General features: G+C 70.6%; 20 protein-coding genes and 7 pseudogenes. 19 read left to right on the forward strand and 8 right to left on the reverse strand.

What is annotated here, in order from left to right; genetic code table 11:
* Positions 1 to 58 precede the first annotated feature (58 nt).
* Positions 59 to 1,387, forward strand: a complete 1,329-nt coding sequence (locus H3H54_RS01230; RefSeq protein ID WP_262425189.1) for an NtaA/DmoA family FMN-dependent monooxygenase — start codon at positions 59 to 61, stop codon at positions 1,385 to 1,387.
* Positions 1,388 to 1,496: 109 nt separating this feature from the next.
* Here the strand turns inward: H3H54_RS01230 and H3H54_RS01235 are convergent, their stop codons facing one another.
* Positions 1,497 to 1,745 carry a hypothetical protein gene (locus H3H54_RS01235; protein WP_262425190.1) on the reverse strand — a complete coding sequence of 83 codons (249 nt, stop codon included), beginning with the start codon at positions 1,743 to 1,745 and terminating at the stop codon, positions 1,497 to 1,499.
* Positions 1,746 to 1,802: 57 nt separating this feature from the next.
* Entirely contained in the window at positions 1,803 to 2,777 is a 975-nt protein-coding gene (locus H3H54_RS01240; protein WP_316249107.1) for a hypothetical protein, read from the reverse strand.
* A 35-nt stretch (positions 2,778 to 2,812) separates the two neighbouring features.
* On the opposite strand from H3H54_RS01240, the gene H3H54_RS01245 reads away from it, so the two are divergent.
* A complete protein-coding gene (locus tag H3H54_RS01245) occupies positions 2,813 to 2,959 on the forward strand; it encodes a hypothetical protein (RefSeq protein ID WP_395963183.1) in 147 nt (48 codons plus the stop codon).
* Positions 2,960 to 2,975: 16 nt separating this feature from the next.
* Here H3H54_RS01245 and H3H54_RS01250 read toward each other — a convergent pair whose 3' ends face one another.
* Together H3H54_RS01250 and H3H54_RS01255 are read right to left on the reverse strand one after the other, a co-directional pair.
* Positions 2,976 to 3,536 (reverse strand): Gfo/Idh/MocA family oxidoreductase, encoded by a 561-nt coding sequence (locus H3H54_RS01250; RefSeq protein WP_262425191.1) that lies wholly within the window; start codon positions 3,534 to 3,536, stop codon positions 2,976 to 2,978.
* Positions 3,458 to 4,009, reverse strand: a complete 552-nt coding sequence (locus tag H3H54_RS01255; RefSeq protein ID WP_262425192.1) for a Gfo/Idh/MocA family protein — start codon at positions 4,007 to 4,009, stop codon at positions 3,458 to 3,460. Before H3H54_RS01255 ends, H3H54_RS01250 begins: the two co-directional genes overlap by 79 nt.
* 529 nt (positions 4,010 to 4,538) lie before the next feature.
* Between H3H54_RS01255 and H3H54_RS01260 the strand changes: the two are divergent.
* Both H3H54_RS01260 and H3H54_RS01265 read left to right on the forward strand, forming a co-directional pair.
* Positions 4,539 to 6,255: pseudogene (locus H3H54_RS01260) on the forward strand (sodium:solute symporter family protein).
* A gap of 60 nt (positions 6,256 to 6,315) precedes the next feature.
* Entirely contained in the window at positions 6,316 to 6,444 is a 129-nt protein-coding gene (locus tag H3H54_RS01265; protein ID WP_262425193.1) for a putative transporter small subunit, read from the forward strand.
* 80 nt (positions 6,445 to 6,524) lie between these two features.
* Here the strand turns inward: H3H54_RS01265 and H3H54_RS01270 are convergent.
* Positions 6,525 to 7,463, reverse strand: a pseudogene (locus H3H54_RS01270) (aldo/keto reductase family oxidoreductase).
* Positions 7,464 to 7,561: 98 nt separating this feature from the next.
* Between H3H54_RS01270 and H3H54_RS01275 the strand changes: the two are divergent.
* From H3H54_RS01275 to H3H54_RS01305, 7 genes and pseudogenes are all read left to right on the forward strand, one after another.
* Positions 7,562 to 8,851: an MFS transporter gene (locus H3H54_RS01275; RefSeq protein ID WP_262425194.1), complete on the forward strand. Its 1,290-nt coding sequence runs from the start codon at positions 7,562 to 7,564 to the stop codon at positions 8,849 to 8,851.
* Between the two features lie 84 nt (positions 8,852 to 8,935).
* The gene (locus H3H54_RS01280; RefSeq protein WP_262425195.1) at positions 8,936 to 9,394 is read left to right on the forward strand and encodes a DUF2871 domain-containing protein; all 459 of its coding nucleotides are present in this window, start codon (positions 8,936 to 8,938) and stop codon (positions 9,392 to 9,394) included.
* A 220-nt stretch (positions 9,395 to 9,614) separates the two neighbouring features.
* Positions 9,615 to 10,606 (forward strand): annotated as a pseudogene (glpX, locus tag H3H54_RS01285) (class II fructose-bisphosphatase).
* 81 nt (positions 10,607 to 10,687) lie between these two features.
* A pseudogene (locus H3H54_RS01290) lies at positions 10,688 to 10,855 on the forward strand (NUDIX domain-containing protein); the annotation flags it as partial.
* Between the two features lie 119 nt (positions 10,856 to 10,974).
* A complete protein-coding gene (locus tag H3H54_RS01295; RefSeq protein ID WP_262425196.1) occupies positions 10,975 to 11,376 on the forward strand; it encodes an NrtR DNA-binding winged helix domain-containing protein in 402 nt (133 codons plus the stop codon).
* 183 nt (positions 11,377 to 11,559) lie between these two features.
* Positions 11,560 to 12,762, forward strand: coding sequence for a M20 family metallopeptidase (locus tag H3H54_RS01300; RefSeq protein WP_262425197.1), 1,203 nt, complete (start codon positions 11,560 to 11,562; stop codon positions 12,760 to 12,762).
* Positions 12,763 to 12,946: 184 nt separating this feature from the next.
* Positions 12,947 to 13,893, forward strand: a pseudogene (locus H3H54_RS01305) (VOC family protein).
* 371 nt (positions 13,894 to 14,264) lie between these two features.
* Here the strand turns inward: H3H54_RS01305 and H3H54_RS01310 are convergent.
* Complete coding sequence (locus H3H54_RS01310) at positions 14,265 to 14,492, reverse strand: hypothetical protein (RefSeq protein ID WP_262425198.1); 228 nt, start codon at positions 14,490 to 14,492, stop codon at positions 14,265 to 14,267.
* Entirely contained in the window at positions 14,455 to 15,201 is a 747-nt protein-coding gene (locus H3H54_RS01315) for a DsbA family protein (protein WP_262425199.1), read from the reverse strand. The genes H3H54_RS01310 and H3H54_RS01315 overlap by 38 nt, the downstream gene beginning before the upstream one ends.
* 478 nt (positions 15,202 to 15,679) lie before the next feature.
* Between H3H54_RS01315 and H3H54_RS01320 the strand changes: the two genes are divergently transcribed.
* The 4 genes from H3H54_RS01320 (at position 15,680) to H3H54_RS01335 (ending at position 19,876) form a co-directional block, all read left to right on the forward strand.
* A complete protein-coding gene (locus H3H54_RS01320) occupies positions 15,680 to 16,618 on the forward strand; it encodes a hypothetical protein (RefSeq protein WP_262425200.1) in 939 nt (312 codons plus the stop codon).
* Entirely contained in the window at positions 16,582 to 18,327 is a 1,746-nt protein-coding gene (locus H3H54_RS01325) for an ABC transporter ATP-binding protein (protein WP_262425201.1), read from the forward strand. Before H3H54_RS01320 ends, H3H54_RS01325 begins: the two co-directional genes overlap by 37 nt.
* Before the next feature lie 722 nt (positions 18,328 to 19,049).
* The gene (locus H3H54_RS01330; protein WP_262425202.1) at positions 19,050 to 19,583 is read left to right on the forward strand and encodes a phospholipase A2 family protein; all 534 of its coding nucleotides are present in this window, start codon (positions 19,050 to 19,052) and stop codon (positions 19,581 to 19,583) included.
* A gap of 158 nt (positions 19,584 to 19,741) precedes the next feature.
* Positions 19,742 to 19,876, forward strand: coding sequence for a hypothetical protein (locus H3H54_RS01335; RefSeq protein ID WP_262425203.1), 135 nt, complete (start codon positions 19,742 to 19,744; stop codon positions 19,874 to 19,876).
* A gap of 119 nt (positions 19,877 to 19,995) precedes the next feature.
* Here H3H54_RS01335 and H3H54_RS01340 read toward each other — a convergent pair whose 3' ends face one another.
* A complete protein-coding gene (locus H3H54_RS01340) occupies positions 19,996 to 20,124 on the reverse strand; it encodes a hypothetical protein (RefSeq protein WP_262425204.1) in 129 nt (42 codons plus the stop codon).
* A 191-nt stretch (positions 20,125 to 20,315) separates the two neighbouring features.
* On the opposite strand from H3H54_RS01340, the pseudogene H3H54_RS01345 reads away from it, so the two are divergent.
* The 4 genes and pseudogenes from H3H54_RS01345 to H3H54_RS01360 all read left to right on the forward strand — a co-directional run.
* Positions 20,316 to 21,676: pseudogene (locus tag H3H54_RS01345) on the forward strand (UDP-glucose dehydrogenase family protein).
* 103 nt (positions 21,677 to 21,779) lie between these two features.
* Positions 21,780 to 22,988, forward strand: a complete 1,209-nt coding sequence (locus H3H54_RS01350; RefSeq protein WP_262425205.1) for a glycosyltransferase family protein — start codon at positions 21,780 to 21,782, stop codon at positions 22,986 to 22,988.
* Positions 22,978 to 24,354, forward strand: coding sequence for a glycosyltransferase (locus H3H54_RS01355; protein WP_262425206.1), 1,377 nt, complete (start codon positions 22,978 to 22,980; stop codon positions 24,352 to 24,354). The genes H3H54_RS01350 and H3H54_RS01355 overlap by 11 nt, the downstream gene beginning before the upstream one ends.
* Positions 24,351 to 25,445, forward strand: a pseudogene (locus H3H54_RS01360) (glycosyltransferase family 4 protein); the annotation flags it as partial. The gene H3H54_RS01355 and the pseudogene H3H54_RS01360, both read left to right, overlap by 4 nt.
* Between the last annotated feature and the right edge of the window lie 8 nt (positions 25,446 to 25,453).

Raw genomic sequence — 25,453 nt, forward strand, 5'->3', positions numbered from 1 at the left:
GGTCCCGGTCCGTGACCGGGCAGAATCTCGTCGTCGACGGCGGGCTGGTGAAGAACTGATGGCCGCCGCGCCCCGCCGCCAGGTGCGGCTGAACCTGTTCGCGCACGCGTGCGGCCACCACGCCGCGGCCTGGCGGGCGCCGGGCTCCTCGGTGTCGCGTCTGGGCGACATCACCTATTGGGAGGAGCTCGCACGGATCGCAGAGCGCGGCCGACTCGACGCGATCTTCCTCGCCGACGGCCAGTCGATCGCGCCCGCCGGGGCCGAGCGCGGGCCGACATGGTTCCTGGAACCGATCACGGCGCTCACGGCGATGGCCCGCGCCACCGAGCGGATCGGGCTGGTCACGACGGTCTCGAGCACCTTCTGGGACCCGTTCCACGCCGCCCGCCTGCTGGCGAGCCTCGACCACATCTCCCACGGTCGGGTCGGGATCAACGTGGTCACCTCGATGACCGACGATGAGGCTCGCAACCACGGCATGCCCGCGCTGCCCGATCATGCGAAGCGCTACGCCACCGCGGGGAGTTCATCGAGGTGCTCCAGGGGCTGTGGGACTCATGGCCCTCCCAGAGCATCCTGGCCGATCCGGGGGGTGTACGTCGATCCGTCCCTGCTGCGACCGCCACAGCATCACGGGGAGTCCTTCCAGGTCGCCGGGCCGCTGAACGTGCCGACGCCGCCGCAGGGCCGCCCGGTGCTGTTCCAGGCCGGGGCCTCCGAGCCGGGCCGCGAGCTCGCCGCCCGCCACGCCGAAGGGATCTACGCGGTGGCCTGGGACCTCGAGTCCGCGCTCGCCTACCGCTCGGACATCCGCGCCCGGGCCGCCGCGCTGGGCCGCGCCCCGGAGACGATCGCGGTGATGCCGGGCCTGGTCGTCCACGTGGCCTCGACCGAGGAGGAAGCCCGGCGGATGCGCGCGGACCTCGACTCCCGCCTGCCGGTCGCGGACTCCCTGCGCCAGCTCTCCTTCTTCATCGGCCAGGACGCCTCGGACTGGGAGCTCGACGCCACCGTGCCACCGCTCCCGCCGCTCGAGGAGTTCACCGGCCCGAAGGGGCGCTACGCCACGGTGCTGCGCATCGTCGACTCCGTGCGGCCGACCGTGCGCGAACTGCTGGGGCTGCTCGCCGCCGGCGGCGGCCACGCGACCGTCATCGGCACGCCGGAGTCGGTGGCCGACGAGATCGAGCGCTGGGTCGACGCGGGCGCGGCCGACGGCTTCAACCTCATGCCGCCCACCCTCCCAGGCGGGATCACGGACTTCGTCGACCAGGTCGTGCCCGTGCTGCAGCGGCGCGGCCGGTTTCGTCGCGAGTACGAGGGGGCCACACTGCGGGAGCACCTGGGTCTGCCCGAGGCCAGGCCAGCGACTTCTCCTCTGTGAGGGCGACCGGTGCGGCGGTCCGCTCGATGGCGTGCCTGAACACGTTCCCGCGGGAACGCTTTCAGGGCAGCGGAACATCGTGCGGCGAGCTCGGACGGTGCTGACTAGCTCAGCTCGGTGACATCGGTACCCGCACCCGCGCCCGCACGGGCAGATGATCGCTCGGGAACACCCCATCGGGGCGGGAGTCGTCGATCCGCGCGTCCAGCACTCGCACGCCCTGGCTCAGCAGGATCCAGTCGATGCGGAACTCGGACTCCTCGACCTCCCCGAAATGGGGGAAGGTGCTCCAGGCGGGGCTGAGCTGCCGCTCGGCCGCGAGCCAGGAGTCCTGCAGCCCGAACTCGTCGACCAGCACCGTGTACGTGCGGCCCTGCGTTCCCCCAGGTCGCCGAGCCGATCTCCCGCGGTCGGTTTAGAAGAGCGCGTTGAAGCTCATGACCCGCGGCGCGGCGTCGTCGGCCGCCGGGACGGTGGTGATGCGAGCGTCCTCAGACCCTGGCCAGGATCGCGTCGGCGAACACCTCGGCAACCTCCGGGACGAGCTGCAGGTTGAACAGCGGCTCGAACAGCTCCGCCTCGAGGAGGAGCAGGCCGTGCGCTGCCGTATCGACGAGGTCGATGCGCGAGTACAGGGGAGTGGCGAGCCCGGTGACCTCGGCGATGGTGGAGAGGACCTGCTCTGCGAAGGCGCGCTCGGCGGCATCCGCAGACACCTGCTGAGGGGTCTCCCGGTAGCTCCCCCACGCAGCCCGCCGCCTCGTGCCAGCAGCGCACCTTTGGAGATCGCATGGGTGAAGTGCCCATCGACCAGGTACAGCGCCTTCTCGTGGCCTGCGGAGAGCTCAGGCACCTCGGGCTGCAGCATCACCGTGCGCTGCTCGGCGAAGATTTCGCGCCCGAGCGCCAGGGCCGCAGGATCGCCGGGGCGCAGCAGCCCTGCCAGCTGCGCGCCCGCACCCACTGTCGGCTTCAGCACCACGTGCCCGCCACCGGGACCGGAGTGCGCCGCGGAGAGCGCTGCGATCAGGGAGGCCTCCTCCGCGTGGAAGGTGGTGGGGACGCCCGGGATCCCCGCCTGCTCGAGCTCGGCGAGGTAGTGCTTGTCCATGTTCCAGCGCACCAGGGCGGGTTCATTGAGGATCTTGGTGGCCGCTCCGGCTCGGTCGAGCCAGGCATCGAACTCTGCTGGCCGCAGCGAGTAGTCCCAGGGGCTGCGCAGCACCACCAGGTCGAAGTCAGCCCAGTCGACCTCGGGGTCGGCCCAGTCGACGGCCCGGGCCTCCGCGCCGCGCGCGTGGAGCGCCCGCAGCAGCGGGCGGGCATCGAGCATCGTGTCGGCCGCGGGGAAGCGTGCGGGATCGGTGACGACGAGGCCGAGGGATGACATGGCGCGACCTTAGCGGCCCCAGCGGCTTAGCCGCCTTGCAGCGGGTCGGCCCGCACTCCGCCGTCGGCTGCGAGCAGCTGCTCGTCGACCTCGTGACCGACTCCTACCGCCTCGTCGTCGCCGCGCTGCCGCGCAGGCTGCGCCCGATCGATCCGGAGACCTTCGAGGGCCCCCTCCCCTGACCGGCCGGGGCGCGCCTCAGGCGCCCGGGCCCGCCCCGCTGAGCCGGTAGGCCTCGGTGAGGATCTCCATCGAGGCCATCGCCTCGCGCGGGCCGATCCAGAACGGCTCCGGATCCTCGAGATGCTCGTAGAAGTCGCGGATCAGCAGCTCATGTGAGACGCCCCAGTAGGAGCGGCCCCCGGAGGTGACCGAGCGCTCGCCGAGAGTGTCCACGCGCCCGTCGGCCCAGCGGATCGTGAGCCCGCCCTCGGTGCCGCCGCGCAGGCACACGTACGCGTTCTCGCAGTCCAGCTCGATCTCGACCGGACGGTGCTGGGGCGCGGTGAGTGTCGCGTAGAACGAGGTGGTCACGCCGCCGGGGTGATGCAGCAGCAGCTCCGCGGTGTCCTCGACCTCGATCAGATCACCGAACCTGCGGGTCGCCACGTGACCGTCGGTGCGCTCCACACCGCCCAGCAGCCACTGCACCAGGTCCAGGGTGTGGATCGCCTGATTGATCAGCAGGCCGCCGCCCGAGCCCGCCCACGTGCCCCTCCAGGGCTTGGCGCGGTAGTAGTATCCGGGCTGCGGGTCCACACCACCGAGGCCCAGGCGCCGCGCACCGCACCGAGCTGCCCGGAGGCCAGCATCTCGTGCAGGCGCTGGCTGGCGAGGTTGTAGCGGTTCTGGAAGCAGATGCCGACCTTCGCGCCGCCGGCGCGCCCGTCGGTCGATTCGACCGCATCCACCAGTCGCTGGCCCTCGGCGAGGGTGTGCGCGAGCGGCTTCTCCTGCAGCACGTGCACCCCGGCGGCGAGCGCCGTGAGCGAGGGATCGACGTGCTCGTCGTGCGGGGTGGTCACGTGCACCGCGTCCGGTGCGAGCGCATCGATCAGCTCCTGGGTGCTCGCGAAGCCGGGCACGCCGGTGGCCTCCGTGGCGCGGGAGAGCGCCTGCGGGTCCGTGTCCGCCACACCCACGAGCTCGAGGCCCTCGATGTCCCGGATCGCTTCGAAGTGGACCACCGAGACATCTCCGCAGCCGATCAGCCCGATGCGCTTGCTCGCCATGTGTCCTCTTTCCTGGCCGCTGCTGCGGCGCGGCCGACGTCGATGCTCCGCCACTTTACGCGGCTCCTCCCAGGGCTCGTGCGGCCGGGTGCATCATCATGCGCCCATCCCGGGGAGGAGTGCATTCCTGTGAATGGAGATGCAGGACACTGCCCCGATCTAGTTGTCCGACAATGAGTTTGAGCGCTCTGACCTGCAGATGTATCCGATAAGTTACCGATGAGGTGGCTATGCCGGGACCTCTGTGCGAGTATCTATACGGCCCCAAGCGCGGAGAGTGCTGGCGGAGCCGCCCCGATGAGGGGTCGGCGCCAGTCCCTCGCCGTTGCGGTCCCATCCTCGGAGCAGGTGTTTCTCACCGCCCGAGTCGATGCCGGACGGCACGCGCCCAGGGGGTCGATTGCCGGTCGGCCCACGGGTGGCGCCACCCCTGAGCGCAGCGCGCACTGCGCCGCACCACGGTGCGCGCAGCACAGCAGGTGGAGTACCGGGTGAAGGAGATCGTTTCGCCGCTACGGAAGGAAGTACTATGCCGCCCGCTTCAGGAGAGATAGTTCAGCTCGGGATCATCGGAGTCATCGCCCTCCTGCTCCTGTTCTACGGGGGCACGATGTGGATGTCGGTCGCGATCTCCCGCAAGAAGGAGAACGCCGATGACTACATGACCGCCGGCAACAACATCGGCTTCGGCGTCTCCGCCGCCTCGATGACCGCCACCTGGATCTGGGCGTCCTCGATGTACGCCTCGGTGACCGCCGGCTACACCTACGGCGTCTCCGGCCCCATCCACTACGGGCTCTGGGGCGCGCTGATGATCCTGTTCATCTACCCCTTCGGGAAGCGGATCCGCAAGGTCGCCCCCGCGCGCACACCCTCGCCGAGGTGATGTACGCCCGCCACGGCCGCTCCTCGCAGCTGATGCTCGCCGGCTCCAACGTGCTCGGCTCGGTCATCTCGCTGACCTCCAACTTCATCGCCGGTGGCGCGATCATCGCGATGCTCTCCCCGCTCAGCTTCGGCGCCGGCATCCTCATCATCGCCGCCGGCGTGCTGATGTACACCCTGTGGTCCGGCTTCCGCGCCTCCGTGCTGACGGACTTCGCCCAGGTGATGGCGATGCTCGGTGCGGCCGTCATCATCATCCCCGCGGTCTTCTTCCTCGCCGGCGGGCCCTCGATGTTCGCCGAAGGGGTCGCCAACGGCAACGTCACCCCGCAGCAGGAGAGCTTCTTCTCCTCCGACGCCTTCATGAACCAGGGCGCTCCGTACATCGCCGCGGTGCTCGCCTACGCGATCGGCAACCAGACCATCGCCCAGCGCCTGTTCGCTGTGCGCGAGGACCTCATCAAGCCCACCTTCATCACCGCCACCGTCGGCTACGGCGGCACCGTGATCGGCATCGGCATGCTCGGTGTGATGGCGCTGTACCTGGGCATCGAGCCCATGGGCGGCGACATCAACAACCTGATGCCCCAGATGGTCGGCACCTACCTGCCCGTCGCACTGGTGGCGCTCGCGTTCATCATGATCATCGGCTCGCTGTCCTCGACCGCGGACTCCGACCTCTCGGCGCTCAGCTCGATCGTGATGACCGACATCTACGGCCAGTCCGTGGGCCGCAAGAACGTGAACCCCAAGCTGATGCTGCTGATCGGCCGCATCACCATGATCGTCGCGACCGGCCTGGCCCTGTACTTCGCCACGGCCAAGTTCAACATCCTGGACCTGTTGGTTTTCGTCGGCGCGATGTGGGGCTGCCTGGTCTTCCCGGTCATCGCCTCCTTCTACTGGAAGAAGGTCACCAACCTCGCCTTCTCCCTCGCCGTGGTCGCGGCCCTGGCGGTCTTCCTGCCGGTGCGCTTCACGCTGATCCCGATCACCGGTGCGTGGGCACTGGTGGTCGAGCTGCTCGCCATCATCGGCGTGGGCGTGGTGCTGGGCATCATGTCCTTCGGCTTCTTCGGGAAGCGGGTGGCCGTGATCGTCGGCACCGTCTCGATGCTCGCGACGCTGCCCCCTTCGGCTTCGGGTTCCTGCGTGACTACGAAACGCTCTCCGGCTCGTTGGTGGCCTACTCGGTCTCCTTCCTGGTCTGCTACCTGCTCAGCTTCCGGTCCACGCAGAACTTCGACTTCTCCATGATCCGCAAGGTCACCGGTGACTTCGACGACGAGACCCTCACCGCTGACGAGGACGTCCTCCGCCCGGAGGGCGCCGCCGCTGCGGTGCGCGCCGACAAGAACTGACCCTTCCGCCCGCGGCGACCTCCCTGTCGCCGCGCCGCCCCTCCTGAGAGGAGAACAGCCATGACCGCTCTTCTGACCGCCTACGTGCTGATGTGGCCGGTGCTCGTGCTCGGCATCCTGATCACGATCGCCCGCGGCTTCGCCAAGGACGCCAAGGAAGCCCGCGAGGAAGGCCGCATGATCATCTGATCCGGCCCCCTCACGAAAGCGCCCGCCGACCCCTGCACGGGGACGGCGGGCGCTGTCGTGCTCGCTGCGGGGGAGAGGGTTCAGGGAACGATCCACCCGGCGGCCCGGAACAGCTCGTACCACTCGGGGCGGGTCAGCGGGATCTCGGAACCGGCCGCGGAGTCGGCGACGCGCTGCGGCGTGGTGGTGCCGAGCACCACCTGCATCTGCGCGGGATGGCGGGTGATCCACGCCGTCGCGATCGCCTCGGGGTGACCTCGTACTTCGCCGCGAGCCGGTCGATCACGGCGTTGAGCTCGGCGTACTCGGGATGGCCCAGGAACACGCCGTCGAAGAACTTCGCCTGGAACGGGGACCAGGCCTGGACGGTGATGTCGTGCAGGCGGCAGAAGTCGAGGATCCCGCCGCCGTCCCGCACCACGGACTGCTCGGTGCCCTGCATGTTCGCGGCCACGCCCTGGGCGATGAACGTCGAGTGCGTGATCGACAGCTGCAGCTGGTTGGCGACGATCGGCTGGTTCAGGTGCTTCTGCAGCAGCTCGATCTGGCGCGGCGTGTGGTTGGAGACGCCGAAGTGCTTCACCTTGCTTGCCGGCCGCATGCAGCTCGTCGAAGGCGCGGGCCACCTCCTCGGGCTCGACCAGCGCATCGGGGCGATGCAGCAGCAGGATGTCGAGGTAGTCAGTCTGCAGGGCCTTCAGCGAGCCCTCGACCGAGCGCACCAGATGCTCGTAGGAGTAGTCGAAGTAGGGGCCATCGGTGACGATCCCGGCCTTGGACTGGATCGTCACCTGCTCACGCTCGGAGGGGCTCAGCTGCATCGCCTCGGCGAAGCGCTCCTCGCAGCGGTGGGTGGTGCCGCCGTAGATGTCGGCGTGATCGAAGAAGTCGATGCCCGCGTCGCGCGCGGTCCGCACCAGGGTGCGGATCTCCTCATCGGACTTCTCGGCGATGCGCATCAGACCGAGCACCACGTTCGGGGCGGCGATGTCGGTGTGCGGCATGGTGAACTGCTTCATGGTGTGACCTCGGGTCGCAGGGGAGTTCAGCGGAAAGAGCGTGACAGGCCGGAGAGCCAGGTGGGACGCCGGTGCCTGCGGGACGCAACGTCTCTAGCATGGCACTGGTGTCCCCGCCTTTCGCCTCCTCCCACGTACCGCCCACTCCGTCGCACCGCCAGAAGGCCGGTGCCCGGCTCACGCTGACCCTCGCCTCGCTCGCGATGATCGGGCCGTTCACGATCGATACCGTCTTCCCGGCCTTCACCCAGATCGGGGAGGAGTTCGTGGCGGATGACGTGGCCCTGCAGCAGCTGGTCTCGGCCTATCTCGCGGCCTTCGCGGTGATGTCGATCTTCCACGGCCCGCTCTCGGATGCGCTGGGCCGCAAGAAGGTCATGATCGGCGGGCTGGTCATCTACCTGATCGGGATCTTCGGCAGCGTGTTCGCGCCGAGCCTGGGCAGCCTGGTGCTGCTGCGCGTGCTGCAGGGGATGAGTGCGGGCGCCGCCACGATCGTCTCCCGCGTGGTCATCCGGGACATGTTCGCCGGGGCGGAGGCGCAGCGGCTGATGGCCCAGGTGATGATGATCTTCTCGGTCGCTCCGGCGATCGCCCCGATCTGCGCCGGCTGGTTGCTGCTGCTGGGGGACTGGCGGTGGGTGTTCGCGGGGGTCGGCCTCTACGGGCTGGTGGTCCTGCTCCTGGCCACGCGCCTGCCGGAGACGCTCCCGCCCGAGGCCCGCACCCCCTTGCGCGTGCGCTCGCTGATGGGCTCCCTGGTGCATGTGGGCCGCTCGCCGGTGATGATGCGGATCGCCGCTGCCTCCGCCTTCGGCTTCGCCGCCCAGTTCCTGTTCGTGGTCGCATCCTCCCTGATGATGGTGAACCTGCTGGGTCTGGGTGAGCAGGACTTCTGGGTGCTGTTCCTGCCGTTGATCCTGGGCATGATGTGCGGGGCGTGGGTGGTGGGTCGCATGGCCGAGCGGATGGAGCGGGCCCGACTGATCTCCATCGGTTTCCTCGGGGCCGTGGGGGCGACCCTCCTGAACCTGGTGCTGGTCTCGATCGCCCCGCCCTTCACCGGCGGCCTGAGCTGGTCGCTGCTGCTGGCGGTGATCGGGCCGATGGCGATCGCCTTCACGGTGGCGCTGGTGTTCGCACCGATCCAGCTCGAGGTGATGGACCTGTTCCCCCATGAGCGCGGCGCCGCGGCGTCGTTGGGCACCTTCTTCGGCCTTATCCTCAACGCCGTGCTCGCCGGGGCGGTCGCACCGCTGGTCAGCACGAGCCTTATCGCACTGGCCCTCACCGCGATGGGCTTCGCGGTGCTGGGCTGGGCGTTCTGGACCTGGCACCGACGGGCCGTGCGACCCACCTCGAGCGGGGCGGCCGCCGGCGGGCGGTGAGCGTGCCGCGCCCTCCCCTCGAGACCACCAAGATCCATCATTCGGTTGATCCGCTCGCGCTGCAGGTTTTCTAGAGCCGTAGACATGAAGCGACTGCTCAGCACCTCCTGCGTCTACATGATCCTCGGCCTCATCTCGGGCCTCTTCTACCGCGAGTACACCAAGGGCACCGGCAACCTCGGGGTCGACTCCCAGCTCAGCACCCTCCACACCCACTTCCTGGCCCTGGGGATGCTGATGTTCCTGATCGTCCTGGGCCTGGATGCGATCTTCTCCCTCTCCGGGCGCCGCTCCTTCACCGTCTTCTACTGGACCTACAACATCGGGCTGCTGGTCACCGTGGCCATGCAGGCCGTGCGCGGCATCCTCACCCTCGACGGCCAGGACCCGGCGACCACCACCGCCGCGATCCCCGGCATCGCGGGCCTGGGCCACATGATCCTGACCGTGGGCCTAGTCGCACTGTTCGTCGCCCTGCGCCGGCCTCAAGGAGCGTTCCGCCGCTCTCACCACGACCGTCGAGAAGAACCCCTCACCGACTGAGGGTCACCCCGGCCCGGCGGCTTCACCGTCGCGCGTCCACTGGCGTCCGGTGTGCAGGCTCCGCTCTCCACGGCGATGTCTGCTTGCCGGACGCCAGCGGTGACGTGTGGGCAGGTAGAGTCCGAGGCGAAGACCGGTGCCTCGGGCGCGCGATCCTCGTCGGCCCGACGGGCACCGCCTGGCACGCTCCCACGAAGTCGACGACGATGACGGAGGATCCATGAACGACACCCCCACCTCTCCCAACGCCCCCGACCGCAACCTCGCCCTCGAACTGGTCCGCGTCACCGAAGCGGCCGCCATCGCCGGCGGGCGCTGGGTCGGCGCGGGGACAAGAACCGGGCCGACGGCGCAGCGGTCGACGCGATGCGCTCCTTCATGGACACCGTGCAGATGAACGGCACCGTCGTCATCGGCGAGGGGGAGAAGGACGAGGCACCGATGCTGTTCAACGGCGAGTCCGTGGGCGATGGCCGCGGGCCCGACGTCGACGTCGCGGTGGACCCGATCGACGGCACCCGCCTGACCGCGCTGGGCTACAACAATGCCTTGGCCGTCTTCGCCGTCGCGGAGAAGGGGAGCATGTACGACCCCTCCGCCGTGTTCTACATGGACAAGATGGTGGTGGGGCCCGAGGCTGCTGACTTCGTGGACCTCCGCCTGCCGGTCGAGCAGAACATCAAGCTGGTCGCCAAGGCGCTGGACAAGCCCGTCAGCCAGGTCACCGTGTGCGTGCTCGAGAGGCCTCGCCACGAGCCGCTGGTCGAGCAGATCCGCGCGGCAGGGGCGCGCGTCAAATTCATCATGGACGGTGACGTGGCCGGCGCGATCGCCGCCGCCCGCGGCGCCGGGGTGGACATGCTGCTGGGCTCCGGCGGCACCCCCGAGGGCATCATCGCCGCCTGCGCCATCAAGGCCACCGGCGGCATGATCCAGGGCCGGCTCGCGCCGGTCGACGATGCCGAGAAGCAGAAGGCGATCGACGCCGGCCACGACCTCGACCGGGTGCTCACCACCAATGACCTGGTCGCGACCGACAACTGCTACTTCGCCGCCACCGGCATCACCGATGGCGACCTGCTGCGCGGGGTGCGCTACCGCAGCGACCGCATCATCACCGAATCGATCGTGATGCGCTCGACCTCCGGCACCGTGCGCATCGTCGAGGCCGAGCACCGTGCGGAGAAGTGGGGACGCTGGCTCGAGGACTGAGCAGGCGACCGCTCGGTCACTACCTGTGAGTCGCCTTGCAGTTGGAGTCATCGTGACAATCAGTGTGCCTAATCTGGGCACATGGCATCCTCCGCATCCGAGATCCACGTCGCCGTCGACCTCACCGTCCTGACCCTCCGGGACGGCGCGCTGAACGTCCTGCTGATCCAGCGGGACGATGAACCGCACCGCGGCGCCTGGGCGCTGCCCGGTGGCTTCATCGAACTCGGGGAGGACCTCGATGCAGCCGCTTACCGGGTGCTGGCCGATGAGGCCTCGCTCGGCAGCGGCGCCGTCCACCTCGAGCAGGTGCGGACCTTCGGCACCCCGGCCGCGACCCGCGCGGCCACGTGGTCTCGGTGTCCTTCATGGCCCTCGGCGCGAACCTCCCGGACCCCCGCCGCGGTGACGACGTCGCGGACGCCCGCTGGTGGGCGCTCGAGGACCTCGGCGAGATCCCGCTCGCCTTCGACCACGCCCAGGTGCTCGACTGCTCGATCGAGCGCGCCCGCAGCAAGCTCGAGTACACGACCCTCGCCGTGACCTTCCTGCCCGAGGAGTTCACCGTCTCGCAGCTGCGCGGCGTCTACGAGAGCGTATGGGGCACCACCCTCGACGCCGGCAACTTCCATCGCAAGGCCACCCGCAGCGAGGGCTTCCTCGACGAGCTCGACCGGCACGCCGCCCCCACCGGCGGTCGCCCGGCCCGCCTCTACCGCGCCGGGCAGGGCACCTCCCTGATGCCCCCGCTGCTGCGCTCCGGCGACTGAGACCCGCTCTCTTGCGAGTGGCGCCTCCCTCCCCCGCCAGCGAGGCAGAGCCGGGGGAACAGGGCAGGTATCTGCCCAACTCCGCATCACTCGGCCGCAACTTGCTCCGCCCAGCCGTGGGCAGCTGATCCTGTCCCGTGCGTCTCCCGCCCGGGGCCACGGGCGCCATGGCAGGATCATCGCGTGACCGATGACGCCACCGCCCGCCAGGATCTCCTCGCCGCGGATCCCGCCCACGCCTATGCCGCGCACCGCGAACGAGTCCACGCCCTCGCCCGCGCGATCCACGCCGATCCCGAGATCGCCTTCGAGGAGCAGCGCGCCCACGACCGCTGCGCCGACCTCCTCGAAGAGGCCGGCTTCACGCTCGAGCGCGGCATCGCCGAGCTGCCCACCGCCTTCCGCGCCACCCTCGGCACCGGCTCCCTGGTGGCCTCGCTGTGCGTCGAGTACGACGCCCTGCCCGAGATCGGTCACGGCTGCGGGCACAACCTCATCGCCGGCGCCTCCGTCGGCGCGGCCCTCGCCCTCGCCGAGGTGGTGGACGAGCTCGACGTGACGCTGCAGGTGATCGGCACGCCCGCCGAGGAGCACGGCGGCGGCAAGCAGCTGCTCATCGAGCGCGGCATCTTCGACGGCGTGCACCTGTCGCTGATGAGCCACCCCACCCCGCACACCGACACCTATGACGTGCTCGGATCGACCAGCCAGGCCGTGGGCCGCTGGCGTGCCACCTACACCGGGCGCGGCGCGCACGCCGCCGCCAACCCCACCGACGGCATCAACGCCAACGATGCCGCCGTGATCGCGCAGGTCGCGGCCGGGATGCTGCGCCAGCGGGTCAAGGATGGCCAGCGCCTGGCCCTGGTCCCGCAGCAGTCGGGCGTCACCAACATCGTCCCCGAGACCGCCGTGATCGACCTCGAGTGCCGGGCCCTGACGATGCCCGAGTTCGAGCAGCTGCGCGACCGGCTGTTCGCCTGCCTCGAGGCCGGGGCCCTCGCCACCGGCGCCACCCTCGGAATCGAGCAGACCGAACCCGTCTACGAGCCGCTGCAGCAGGACGAGGTGCTGGGCGCCGCTTGGAACGCGGCTATGCAGCGCCTGGGTCGGCCTCTGAATGGCTCGCTCGGGATCATGGCCGCCTCCACCGACATGGGCAACGTGACCCAGCGGGTTCCCGGGCTGCATCCCTTCGTCGGCATCACCGGCGCCGGGGGAGCGCTGCACACCCGCGAGTTCGCGACCCACGCCGCCTCCGAGCAGGGGTATCGCTTGATGGACGACGCCGCGGTCGCGATGGCCTGGGTGATCCGTGACGTCGCCACCACTCCGGGATCTCGCGCCGGGATCCTGGACCGTGCCGCGCAGCTCGCCCAGGCGTGAGCGGGCTCGGTGACAGGGCGGTGGGCTGAGCTCATCGCCCTGGGCCGTCCCCGGGGCGCTGCGCCGCGACTCCTCCTCAGCGAGCGCTCCGAGGGCCCATGAGCCACCCCACATCCCCATTGATTGAAAGTTCTACCAACTTCGGGGATGATGGACTCATCAGCCGCCGCTCGAAAGGATCGCCATGACCTCCTCACCCCTCACCGCGCCCGGGGCAGCCGCAATCGGCGAGCAGCACCTCTCCGGCGACCTCGCGATGGACGCCGTCACCCTGCGCGCGTCGGCGACCTCGAGCTGATGAGCTCCTACTACGAGAACGCCCTCGCCCTGACCCCGATCGAGGAGAAGGCGCGTGCGGGAGGAGAGGTCCACCGTGTCCTCGGCCGCGCCGGCATCCCCTTCGTGCGACTCGTGGCCACCCCCGGTCTGCCTGCCGTGGACCCCGGCCAGGCCGGGCTGTTCCATACCGCCTTCCTCTTTGAGGATCAGGCCGCGCTCGCCGGTACCGTGCTGCGCGCCGCCCAGGATCCCCGCTCCCGCTTCGTCGGCACCGGCGACCACCTCGTCTCCGAGGCCTTCTACTTCGCCGACCCCGAGGGCAACGGCATCGAGCTGTACTGGGACCGCCCCCGCGACCAGTGGCAGTGGAAGGACGGCGAGATCGCCATGGACTCCCTGTTCATCGACCCGAACAAGTACCTCGGCGAGCACCTCACCGAGGCCGTCCAGACCGATCCCGGCCTCCGCCCCGGCATCGTCGGCCACGTGCACCTGCAGGTCGGGGACGTCGACGTCGCCCGTCAGTTCTACATCGACACCCTCGGCTTCGAGGTCACCGCGGGCAACCACCCCGGCGCCCTCTTCGCCGCGGCCGGCGGCTACCACCACCATGTCGCGATGAACACCTGGAACAGCCGCGGCGCCGGCCCCCGCGCCGCCGGCCTGGGACTGGCGGACGTCGCCATCACCCTCCCCGCACGGGAAGACCTCGATGCGCTCACCGAGCGCCTGACGAAGGCCGGCCTCGATTTCGTCGACGAGGGCCGCGCCGTCACCGTCGAGGACCCCTGGGGCACCCCGGTCACCCTCAGCCTGCCGGGCACCAGCACCGAGGAGCTCCTGGCCCGCTGACCCCCACTGACCGCCGCTGGGCGGCACGAGCCCGGGCGCGCCCTGTCGGTGCGTCCGGGCTCGTTCTCGTCGTGACGGGGCAGCTGGTCGACGGCGCTCTCGCCCTCCGCTCGCCGGTCAGAAGTGAGGAAGGGGCGGCGGACCGTTCGGCGAGGCGGGGCGTGCAGGAAGGGATGTGCGGGGAGAGGTGTCGATGCGCGACGCTCCCGAAGTTGCGTATCCGCAATTCCTTGAGCCCCGCGAACGCGCCCTCCCTGTGCTCACACGGCCCGACCGGAGATTCTGGGCATCGCGGACGCTCTCGATGCTGCCCGCCCATGTGGTGTCGTGGCGTGCTGTGGCCGACGGGCACTGCCCTGCAATCGTGCGTTCTAGTCGCAGCTGCCGTCCGTCGCGCAGGCCGTCCCACCCTCGATCGTGCCGCCCAGCAGGGAGGTGAGCGAGGCCAGCGGGGTGGGGAGGTCGACCCGCCCGGCGGGTGCCGCCTCTGCTGCGTCGGCTGATGCCGCGCCCTCTGCGCCCGTCGGCGCCATGGCGCCACCCGCCATGGCGCCGATGCTGTCAGCGACGCCGTCGGCGCCGTGCTGTGCGCCGCTCATGACTCGGCCCGCTCGGCCCGGGCCTCGTCCGCGATCTGTCGCAGCGCCTGCCGGAAAGACTCCAGGGGAGCGCGCCGGGGGCGGTGTACTTGTCGTTGAACAGGAAGAACGGCACCCCGCGGGCGCCCATCGCGGCGGCCTCGCGCACGTCCTGCTCGACCTGCGCATCGTGGGTGTCGCCCGCGTGGGCGGCGCGTGCCACCGACTCCTCGAGGCCGGACTCCACCGCGCGGGCGATCACCACCTCGGTCTCGAAGGGGTTCACGGTCCCGGTGAAGTAGCCGCGCTGCAGCTGCAGGAAGAACTCCGTCGCCGCATCGATGCCGCGGGCCTCGCCGACGGCCTGCATCACCCGGTGCACCGCACGGGTGTTGGCCATCGGACGCCCGATGACGTACTCGCGGCCCATCTCCTGCGCCATCTGCTGGATCTGCGACTCCATCTCGTGGACCTTCGCTTCCGGCATGCCCTTGGCCTCGACCAGGTGGGCGACGCTGTCCTTCACGCTGTCGGTGGGGGAGGTGGGATCCAGCTCGAAGGAGTGAGCGCGCAGATGGACCTGACCGGTCAGCCCCTCCGCCTCGATCGCGTCGATCAGGCGGGACTCGCCGATGTAGCACCAGGGGCACACCACATCCGTCCAGATGTCGACCGTGATCAGCGGTGCTGCGGGATCGCTCGGCGCGGCAGGGCCCGGGGCCTGGGTCATCGTGGTCCTCCATCGGTGGGTGGGCGCCGACGGCACCCCTCGGTATCATTGAAAACTGTACTGCGGAGGTGCTGGGAGGGGTCGCGCGTGAGCGATGTTCTGCTGATGGCGCAGGCTGAGGAAGTCCTCCACATCGTCTCACCGGCAGTTCACCCGCTCCGCGCAGGATGGGACTCCCGGACGGTGTCAGACTGGAGCGGTCCCCGCCCTGCGCCCCGTTCCGGGCGCCGCTTCTCCGACGTCCTCAGGACCGCCATGACCACCATGAACCACTCTGCCGGGCATCTCGGCGCCGCACCTTCCGCGACGCTCCGAGCTGCCCTGCGACGCCAGGAGGAGCAGAGCGCATGAACGCGAATGCCACCCCCACAGCCCCGTCCAGGACGACTCGGAGGACCTGTCGCCCTCCACGGAGCCGACCTGGATCGAGGTCGGATCGCCGAAGCGCCGCACCACGCCCCCAGCCTGGTCCGACGAGGTGGCGCACGACGCATGGGAGGCGACGGGCTCCGCCGACGAGCCCGCACTCTCGGCAGCCCCCGCACGGTTCGAGCTGCTGGAGGCCACCGCCTCGGCCGACGAGGCCGCTGACCCGGCGCCCGCCGTCACGGAGGAGCAGGAGATCCAGGACGACACCGCTTCCTCTGCCGAGACTGCGCCCTCCGCCGATCCCGCACCCGCCGCGGAGTCCTCGCCGAGCGCCGTGCAGGAGGATGCCGAACCGTCCAACGTCTGGGTGCAGGAGCCGGCAGGGGAGCCGACGCCCTCCACCCATGAGCTCCCGGCCGTGATCTCTTCCACCGAGGTCCCAGAGGTCCCTGACGTCACCGAGAGCGCCGAGGCTCCGGACCCGGACGAGGCCGTCGAAGCGGTGGAACCCGCTGAGGTCACCGACATCCTCGACGCCACCGAGGTCACCGAGGACGCCGTGGAGCCTGCGGCGAGCCGCTCGGAAGACCCGGAGTCGGGGGAGCGCTGGCAGGTCGTCCGCGGCGGCGCGTCACCGGACTCGTCGGCCGATCCCGAGGCGCCCTCGCCGGCCGCAGCGGATCCTGCTGCGGCGCCCGCTGTGGCGGCGGCCCCTGCCACGACCCGCCCGGCGCCTTCGCGGCCCGGCGCGCCGCACAGGCCCCGGGCGTATCCCGTGCCCGGAACCGGGCCGCTGCACCTGCGCGGGAACCGCACGCCGCCCGCCTCCCAGCGTGAGGCGCGCCCGGAGCGCCCGGCGGAGCCGCGGGCCGCTGCTCACCAGCCTGTCCCGCAGCCCGCCCCGCAGCCCGTCTCGCAGCCCATCCCGGAGGCCGCCCACGAGCCGGCCGCCGCGTCGGATGACCGCGGCGGGGCCAGGACCCCGGCACGCTCAGCGGCGCCCTCGACCTGGTGCTCCCCCACCTCCAGGCCCGTCGCACGTCCCTGATCGTCGGCCTGATCGCGCTGGTGCTGAGCATCTGGATGCTGGTCGCACTGCCGTTCCCGCTGAAGTACTCGATCGACGCGGCCCTCGCCGCTGCCGGCGGCGAATCCACCGCCCCCACCGGCATCGGCTCCGACCCGGGCACCGCCCTGCTGATCGCCGCCGGGGCGCTGGCCGCCCTGGTCGCGCTGCAGGCGGGGTTCCGCGCCCTGTCGGTCTCGACCCTGAACCGGATGGGTGGGCGCGTCGCCACCGACCTGCGCGGACAGCTCCTCGACCACCTCCACCGCCTCAGCCCGGGGCGGGACATCGACGACCTCGGCCGCACCACCTCCCCGCTGGTCGCTGACGTCGCCCGGCTGCGGGACCTGGTCTCCCACACCGGCCCGCGGCTCCTCACCGGACTGCTGGCCCTGGCCTCCCTGCTGGTGATGATGCTGGTCGTCGAACCGATCGCCGCCGCGATCGTGCTGGTCACCGCCGGATTGTTCGCCCTGGTCGCCCGCGCCTCCCTGTACCGGCAGCGTCGACGTGAAACGGCCGCCGCGGCCGACGAGACCCTCCTCGCGGAGACCGCCGACGAGCTGCTGGCCGCCACCCGCACGATTCAGTCCTACGGGCTCGAGGAGCGCGCCGCGCACAGCCTCGCCGAGCTCGGCGAGCGCACCGGCCGCTCCCGCTCCGCCGCCCGGTCCAGCCGGGCCGTCGGCAGCTTCCTCACCGAGCTGATCACCGGCCTCGGCGTGGGCGCGGCACTGCTCCTGGGTGGCTGGCGGATGAACGCAGGGACCATGACCCCCGGAGAGCTGACGATGGTGGTCGCCGCCGTGCTGATCGCCGTGGTCCTCGCCCGCGAGGTCGTCCAGCACTCCACCGGTCTGCGCGCCATCGTCGCCGCCGGTGACCGGGTGGGAGAGCTGCTCGAGCACCGCGCCGCGATCACTGAGCCCGGCCGCTCCCAGGAGATCGGCCGACTGCGCGGCGAGGTCGTGTACTCGGCGCTCAGTGCCGAGGGTCAGAACGGCCCGCTGTTCGACAGCATCTCGCTCGTGATCCCGGCCGGTCAGCATGTCGCCCTGGTGGGCCGTGACGGTGACGAGGCCTCCGCCCTCATCTCCTACCTGCTGCGCTTCGACCAGCCCGACAGCGGGCGCGTGCTGCTGGACCGCTACGACACCCGCGCCCTGTCCCTCGCGGACGTGCGCCGGGGCCTGGCCGTCGTGCAGCGTGAGTCGGCTCTGTTCAGCGAGACCGTGCGGGAGAACATCCGCGTGGGCCGGCCGGACGCCACCGACGACGAGATCGTCGACGCCGCCCGCCGCAGCGGGGCCGACGAGTTCATCACCCTGTTGCCCGACGGCTACGACACCCACCTCGCCCGTCGCGGCGCCGCACTGTCCGACGGGCAGCGCCGCCGCATCGCGATCACCCGCGCCCTGCTGCGCAACGCCCCCGTGGTGGTGCTCGACGACGCCGACGCCGACCTCGCCCCCGCCGATCGCGACGCGGTGCACCGGGCTCTGGCCTCCCTCACCGCCGGACGCACCGCGCTGATCAGCAGCCGGGAGCCGGAGACGATCCTCGGCGCCGACCGGGCGCTGTGCTTCGAGAGCGGAGTCCTCGCCGAGGACGGCGCCCCCGCACGGCTCGCCGCCGACCCGGACAGCTGGCTCGCGGTCTGGCTCCACACCACCGCCGAGAGCTCCCGCTGACCCTTCTCGGGGTTGGGGCGGTCGAACGCGGTGCCGTCGCCGATGTTCAGGAGGGTCTGGGCGGCGGTCTTGATGCCGATCCCCGGCATGCTCATCAAGACCGATGCGAGAGGGAAGTCCTCCAACATGGCCACGACCTCCCTGGCCACGGTCGCTCGTTGCTCTTTCAGTTCCTTGACCTGACCAGCGGCTCTGGGGATCGCGAGCTCTACGGCCGCGGTCGCGGGAACGATGACGGTCTGCTCGCCGAGCGCCGTGAAGATCTGGTCGATCAGCGCTTCGGGATCGCGGCGAGAGTGGGACCGGGCGAAACGCAGAACCTCGGCCCGGCCTGCCGTCTTGAGCCCGGTGGGGCCGCCGAACTTCTCCAACAGGTCCAGCACCAATCCGGGGGCGAGGCTGCCGCCGGCGAAGACGCGCTCGAGCGCGGGATGGATCTGCGTCACCGGATCCGGTTCAGCGCGTGTCTCTCGACCAGGCGGCAACACCCCGGACCATTGATGGCAGGGCAACAAAGCCATACCCGGCCGAGCAGCCAGACCCCCGGCGAGCGGGGTGCTCACAAGGCAACGGGTGACGGTCGCGGTAATTCGAATGCACGCGTCGGCGCGTCTGGTGGACCACTCAGGGACTCCCCACGTGTTATTCTCCACGTCACATTGTCTCATGCTGTAGGGAGGGGCGCGTGTGTGTGGCGCCGGCGCGATGGCAAAGGAGGCGTAATGAAGCGCAGAATGATGATTACCGGTGGTGTCACACTGCTTGCCGCGCTCGGTGCGAGCGGCACGGCGAATGCCGAGGAATCCGCGGATGCAGCCCGTGAGCGGATTCAACAGTCCCTGGAGAAGTATGAGACCCGCGCTGGCGATGACGGTCTTCCCCGTGTCGACCTCGAAGCGGCAAGGGGTGCAGGCGAGGCAGAAGAGGTTCTGACTGCAGCAGAGGCATACAATAATTACTTGGACGCGGCGTTCGTCCCGGAGGGAATTGCTGCTCGCGGCCCCTCTTTTCCTGTCTACGGAAATTGGTGCGGTCCTGGCCATTCTGGACCGGGAGCACCCATCGATCTTCTTGACAGAATGTGCAAGAACCACGATGAGTGCTACGCACGGCAGGGCTACTTCGATTGCGGGTGCGATCAGGGTCTGCTCTACATCGTGGGCAAGGATTACTCCAAATTGAGCGCAAAAGCGAAGGCCGTGAGTGTGGGAATCACAATGGCGATCAGTGCCTCGATGACGGTGAACGGCTGCTGACGAAGGGGGTTACGATGCGCGCCTCGCATGATTCTGTTTCGATGCGAGCAACGCTCGAAAAACAGAAGGGCCTGGTGTTCACAATCCTTGCGATCGTGGCGGTGGGCGCGTGTGTGATCAGCCCCCTGACGGATAGTTACACATACTTGCTTGCGCCCGTGATGGGTCTGATCACGATCGTCTACTCGATCATCGTGCGGTCCCTCGGAGGTGCCCTCTTGGGGGTCCTCGAGGTCTTCCTCCCCATCGCGCTCTTCTTAGTCGTCTCGCAGATGATCGCTGAGGGGATGTAGCCCAAGTCGCGTGGAACGATGCTCAGAGCGACTGGGTGCGACCACCGCTTCTAGAGCGCAGGAATGACCGGAACGCTCGGCCAGGCCTGGATCTCTTCGTCGAAGAGCGGCAGGCCGTCTCACGCCAGGCGGTACGCCTGGCAGTAGTAGACGAGCTTCTGCAGCTTCATGGCGCTGATGGCGTGGGCGCCGGCGGCGATGCACTTCTTGAGGACGTACTCGGCGACGTCGAAGACGGAGGTCGTCATGGTGGTGCTCCTGTTGAGTGGCCCCGCGCGTCATGGCGACCGGGGGTGCTCACAAGGTCACCGGGGGCGTGACCGGACCCCAGCTCCTTCCCTCCCTTCCACCGCGACGTCACCTCACCGTCACCTGCGCCTGACACCGTGAGGTCCAGGGCCTGGCCCGGTCGTGGGCCGGCGAGGAGGGAGCGACGCTGATGGTGATCTCCGTGATCGGAGTGGGATACCTCGGAGCGGTGCATGCCGCCGCTATGGCCGAGCTGGGCCATGAGGTGATCGGACTGGACGTGGATGCCGCGCGCATCACCGCGCTCCAGTCAGGGAGGGCCCCGTTCCATGAACCCGGCTTCGAGGAGATCCTGCACCGCGGGCTCGCCAGCGGTCGGCTCCGCTTCACCACTGACTATGCCGACATCGCAGGCGCCGAGGTGCACTTCCTTGGCCTCGGCACCCCGCAGCGCAAGGACGGCTTCGGCGCGGACCTCTCCCACCTCGAGGCCGCCACCGAGTCCCTGCGCGCGGTGCTCCCGGCCCGCGGAGGGGAGCCGACGCTGGTGGTCGGCAAGTCGACCGTCCCTGCCGGCACCGCCCGCATGCTCGCCGGCCGCCTCGAGCAGGTCGAGGGCGTGACGCTGATGTGGAACCCGGAGTTCCTGCGGGAGGGTTTCGCCGTGAAGGACACCCTCGAGCCGGACCGGCTCGTCTACGGGGTGCGCGACCCCGGGACGCCCGCCGCCGAGCAGGCCGTGGCGATGCTCGACGCGGTATACACCGCCCTGCTCACCGCCGGGGCGCCCGGCTGGTGATGGGCTACGAGACCGCTGAGCTGGTGAAGGTCTCCGCCAACGCCTTCCTCGCCACCAAGATCTCGTTCATCAATGCCATCGCCGAGCTGTGCGAGACCATGGGCGGAGATGTCACCGACGTGGCCCGCGCGATCGGGATGGACGACCGCATCGGGGCAAAGTTCCTGCGCGCCGGAGTGGGGTTCGGCGGCGGCTGCCTGCCCAAGGACATCCGCGCCTTCATCGCCAGCGCCGAGGAGCACGGTGTGGGAGAGGCGCTCGGTTTCCTGCGCGAGGTCGACATGATCAACGAACGTCGCCGGGTCCGGGTGGTCGAGCTCGCCGGTGAGATGCTCAGCGGGGTGGCCGGCCGGCGCATCACCGTGCTTGGGGCCGCCTTCAAGCCCGACAGCGACGATGTGCGCGACTCCCCGGCCCTCGACGTCGCCGACCGCCTGATGAGAGCCGGTGCGCAGGTCACGGTCACCGACCCCCAGGCCCTCACCAACGCCGCCCAGCGGGTGCCGGGCCTGGCCGTGGACGCGGAGACCAGCTCCGCACTGCGCGGCGCCGAGCTGACGCTGCTGCTCACGGAATGGCGCGAGTACCGCGATCTCGACCCGGTCCGGGCCGCGGGCCTGGTCGCCTCGCCACGGATGCTCGACGGCCGCAGCGTGCTCGATCCCCGGCGCTGGGCCGAGGCCGGATGGGAGCTGCGGGCACTGGGTCGGGGTGAGATGAAGAGCGCCGAGGAGGTGCTCCTCCCCGCCTGAACCCTGTCCCCGGTGCGATGAGAGCCTCCTCATCGACGGCTCATCGACGACTCATCGCCCCTTGTCATTCTTCTGATCGTCACCGAACGATCAGGAGAGCACGATGGACACCACGATCGCGCTGTATTCCCACGACTCCGTGGGTCTGGGCCATGCTCGCCGCAACCGCGCTCTCGCCTATGCGCTGGCGGAGCACCTGCCCGCCCTGACCGGCGGCAGCGTCGGCGGGCTGCTCATCGCCGGCCACGCCGACGCCGGGCGCGACCCGCTCCCCGAAGGCTGGGACTGGCTGGTGCTGCCCGGCATGACCCGCACCCGCGGCGGCTACGGCCCGCGGAGCCTCGGCATGGACCCCGCCGCCCTGCGCGACCTGCGCAGCGCCACCATGGACGCCGCCCTCACCGCGCTGAACCCCGACCTGTTCATCGCCGACCGTCACCCCTTCGGCATCGACGGGGAGCTGCTGCCGGTGCTCGCGAACCTCCGCGCCCGGGGCACCGCCACGGTGCTGGGCCTGCGCGAGGTGCTCGATGCGCCGCGCGTGGCCGCCGCGGAATGGGAGGCGCTGGGCGGCGCCGAGCATGTGGCGTCGTTCCTGGACAAGGTATGGATCTATGGCGACGACCGGGTCTACGACCCCCGCCTCACCGGGGAGCTGCCACCCACCCTCGCGCAGCTGGCCACCGCCACCGGCTACCTCGCCCATGGCCGGCCTGCCGGTCGCTCGCTGACCTCGGGGCGCACCTCGCTGAAGCCGCCGCCGCCCTATGTGCTGACCGTCCTCGGCGGCGGTTCCGACGGCGCGGGCCTCGCCCGCCTGGCCGCGAGCTCGCACCTGCCCGAGGGGCACCGTCAGCTGCTGATCACCGGACCGCAGATGCCCGATCAGGAGATCACCGAGATCCGGGAGCTGGCCGCCGCGACGAGCGAGGCCACCACCGTGGTGCGCAGCGCCCCGGACGTCCCCGAGCTGATCGCCGGGGCCGCGTCGGTGGTGTGCATGGGCGGGTACAACACGATGACCGAGGTCATGGCCACCGACACCCCCGCGCTCGTGGTGCCCCGCAGCCGTCGGCGTCAGGAGCAGCCGCGCCGTGCGCGCGCCCTCGCAGCCGTCGGCGCAGTCGAGACCAGCGACGCCGAGACGGTCACCGCCGCGGACATCACCGACTGGTGGGCCCGCTCGGTCACCGGCCGCACGGACCGCAGCCACATCGACCTCGGCGGGCTCGGCGTGATCGCACACCTCGCCGCCCAACTCCTGCCCGCATCCGTCCCCGCACTCCCGGAGGTGTCCCGCCATGTCGGCTGACCGTCCCCACCGCATCGGCTACGTGCTGAAGATGTACCCCCGCTTCTCGGAGACGTTCATCGTCTCGGAGATCCTCGCCCGCGAGGCCGCAGGCGAGGAGATCGTCATCTTCTCGCTGCGACCCCCGAACGATGCCCGCTTCCATCCGGAGCTGGCCCGGGTCCAGGCCCCCGTGATCCAGGTGGGCCGCTCCTCGAGCCCGCGCCGCCTGTGGGAGGTCTGGGGCGAGGCGATGTCCGCACCCGAGCTCGCCCGCGGCATGTCCGCGCAGCTCCCTGAGCTGGTCGCGGCCGGCGCCGACGACGCCGAGCAGGCTCTCGCCGTCGCGCTGCTCGCCCGAGAGCACGGAGTCACCCACCTCCACGCCCACTTCGCCTCGATGGCCACGACCGTGGCCCGCCTCGCGGCGCTGGTCACCGACCTGCCCTACTCCTTCACCGCCCACGCGAAGGACATCTTCCACCGCGATGTGGAGGATGAGGACCTGCGCCGCAAACTGGCGGACGCCGACCACGCCGTCACCATCAGCGAGTACAACCGCCGCCACCTCCGCGCCCGCTTCGGCGCCGCGGAGACGGCCCGGCTCGAGCTGGTGCGCAACGGCCTCGAGCTCGAGCGCTTCCCCTTCCGGGGCCGCACCGAGCTGGCCGAGGTGCCGCAGCTGCTCGGCGTGGGTCGCCTGGTCGAGAAGAAGGGCTTCGACCAGCTGATCGACACCGTCCACGCGCTCCGCCTCGAGGGCCGTGCGGTGCGGGCCGACATCGTCGGCGATGGGCCCCTGCGCGAGGAGCTCGACGCTCAGATCCACGAGCTCGGCCTCGAGCAGCAGGTGCGCCTGCTGGGCCCCCGCACCCAGGAGGAGGTGCGCGAGCTGCTCGAGCAGGCTGACCTGTTCGTCGCACCGTTCGTGATCGGGGCCGACGGCAACGCCGACGGGCTGCCCACCGTCCTGCTCGAGGCGATGGCCACCGGCATCCCGTGCGTCGCCGCCTCGGTCACCGCCGTCGGCGAGGTGATCATCGACGGCCGCACCGGCTGGCTGGTCCCCACCGGCGACACCCCCGCCCTGATCGACGCGGTCCGCGAGGCGCTGGACCCCGCGACCGATCGCCTCGCCCTCACCACCGCCGCCCGTGAGCTGGTGGCGGAGAACTACGACTCCAGCGGCCAGGCGACGAGGCTGCGTGCGCTGGCCGAACGCTCGGCGCATCGCAACATCCTCACCCAGCCGCTGGAGGTAGTCGCCGCCGCCCCCGCCGCCCCCGCCGCCCCGGCCGCGCCGGCCGCCCCCGTGCAGACGCTGTCCCCGGCCGCGTCGCCGTCGGCCGCCCAGCCGTTCACCCCCGCCGGAAGGACCCAGTCATGAGGATCGCGTACGCACTGCTGGACCCCGGCATCGGGGTGTTCGGCACCAAGGGAGCCTCCGTGCACGTGCAGGAGGTCATCCGCGCACTGCGGGCCGACGGCCACGAGGTGACCGTCTTCTGCACCCGCACGAACGACGACATCCCCGCCGACCTCGCCGATCTCGAGGTGCGCCGCCACCGCCTGCCTAAGGGCACCGGTGCCGAGCGCGAGCAGGCCGTCGCCGCGGCCTCCGCCGCGATCGCCGAGGAGATCGCCGCCGGCGGCTTCGACCTCGTCTACGAGCGCTACTCGCTGTTCTCCGACACCGCGGCGCGGCTCTCGAACCCCGCAGAGCCGCTCGCCGACGGCGCCGCCCTGGTTCCTTCGATCCCGTCGATCCTCGAGGTCAACGCCCCGCTGATCGCCGAGCAGCGCCAGCACCGCAGCCTGGTCGACGAGTCCGCGGCGCTCGCCGCCACGCTCCGCCAGCTGCACGGCGCGACCGTCATCTCCTGCGTGAGCGAGGCCGTGGCGGAGTGGACCCTCGACGAGGGCGCCGATCCGGCCCGCGTGGTCGTCACCCCCAACGGCGTGAACACCCGCCGCATCACCCCCGGTGATCGTGCCGTGGCCGCCCCGGCCGCGGACGCCCCGGTGACCGTCGGCTTCGTGGGCACCCTCAAGCCCTGGCACGGCACCGACCTGCTGCTGCGCGCCCTCGCCCGCACCAAGCAGAACCTGCGCCTGGACATCTGCGGCACCGGCCCGCAGCAGGAGGAGCTCGAGGTGCTCGCCGCCGAGCTCGGCATCGAGGAGCGGGTCCGTTTCCTCGGCGCCGTCGCCCCCGAGCAGGTGCCCGAGATCCTGCACGGCCTCGACATCGCCACCGCGCCCTACCCGGCCGGCGAGCACTACTTCTCCCCGCTGAAGGTGTACGAGTACCTCGCCGCGGGCCTGCCCACGATCGCCTCCGCGATCGGCAGCATCCCCGAGCTGCTCGGCCACGGGGAGCTGGGCGTGCTGGTCACGCCCGGCGACGTGGCGGACCTCGCCTGCGCCCTCGATGAGCTCGCCGCCGACACCGCCCACCGCACCCGCCTCGCCATCACCGCCCGTGA

This window comes from Brachybacterium sp. Z12 (assembly GCF_014400405.1).
In the GTDB taxonomy this organism is placed as follows: Bacteria; Actinomycetota; Actinomycetes; order Actinomycetales; family Dermabacteraceae; genus Brachybacterium.

Excerpts from the sequence above, each read along its gene's own strand:
- H3H54_RS01340 (WP_262425204.1), bottom strand. The coding sequence starts at position 20,124 with ATGACGACCTCCGTCTTCGACGTCGCCGAGTACGTCCTCAAGAAGTGC.
- H3H54_RS01230 (WP_262425189.1), top strand. The coding sequence starts at position 59 with ATGGCCGCCGCGCCCCGCCGCCAGGTGCGGCTGAACCTGTTCGCGCAC.
- H3H54_RS01310 (WP_262425198.1), bottom strand. The coding sequence starts at position 14,492 with ATGAGCGGCGCACAGCACGGCGCCGACGGCGTCGCTGACAGCATCGGC.
- H3H54_RS01355 (WP_262425206.1), top strand. The coding sequence starts at position 22,978 with ATGTCGGCTGACCGTCCCCACCGCATCGGCTACGTGCTGAAGATGTAC.
- H3H54_RS01350 (WP_262425205.1), top strand. The coding sequence starts at position 21,780 with ATGGACACCACGATCGCGCTGTATTCCCACGACTCCGTGGGTCTGGGC.
- H3H54_RS01295 (WP_262425196.1), top strand. The coding sequence starts at position 10,975 with ATGGCCCTCGGCGCGAACCTCCCGGACCCCCGCCGCGGTGACGACGTC.
- H3H54_RS01240 (WP_316249107.1), bottom strand. The coding sequence starts at position 2,777 with ATGTCATCCCTCGGCCTCGTCGTCACCGATCCCGCACGCTTCCCCGCG.
- H3H54_RS01275 (WP_262425194.1), top strand. The coding sequence starts at position 7,562 with ATGGCACTGGTGTCCCCGCCTTTCGCCTCCTCCCACGTACCGCCCACT.
- H3H54_RS01265 (WP_262425193.1), top strand. The coding sequence starts at position 6,316 with ATGACCGCTCTTCTGACCGCCTACGTGCTGATGTGGCCGGTGCTCGTG.
- H3H54_RS01315 (WP_262425199.1), bottom strand. The coding sequence starts at position 15,201 with ATGACCCAGGCCCCGGGCCCTGCCGCGCCGAGCGATCCCGCAGCACCG.
- H3H54_RS01330 (WP_262425202.1), top strand. The coding sequence starts at position 19,050 with ATGAAGCGCAGAATGATGATTACCGGTGGTGTCACACTGCTTGCCGCG.
- H3H54_RS01280 (WP_262425195.1), top strand. The coding sequence starts at position 8,936 with ATGAAGCGACTGCTCAGCACCTCCTGCGTCTACATGATCCTCGGCCTC.
- H3H54_RS01255 (WP_262425192.1), bottom strand. The coding sequence starts at position 4,009 with ATGGCGAGCAAGCGCATCGGGCTGATCGGCTGCGGAGATGTCTCGGTG.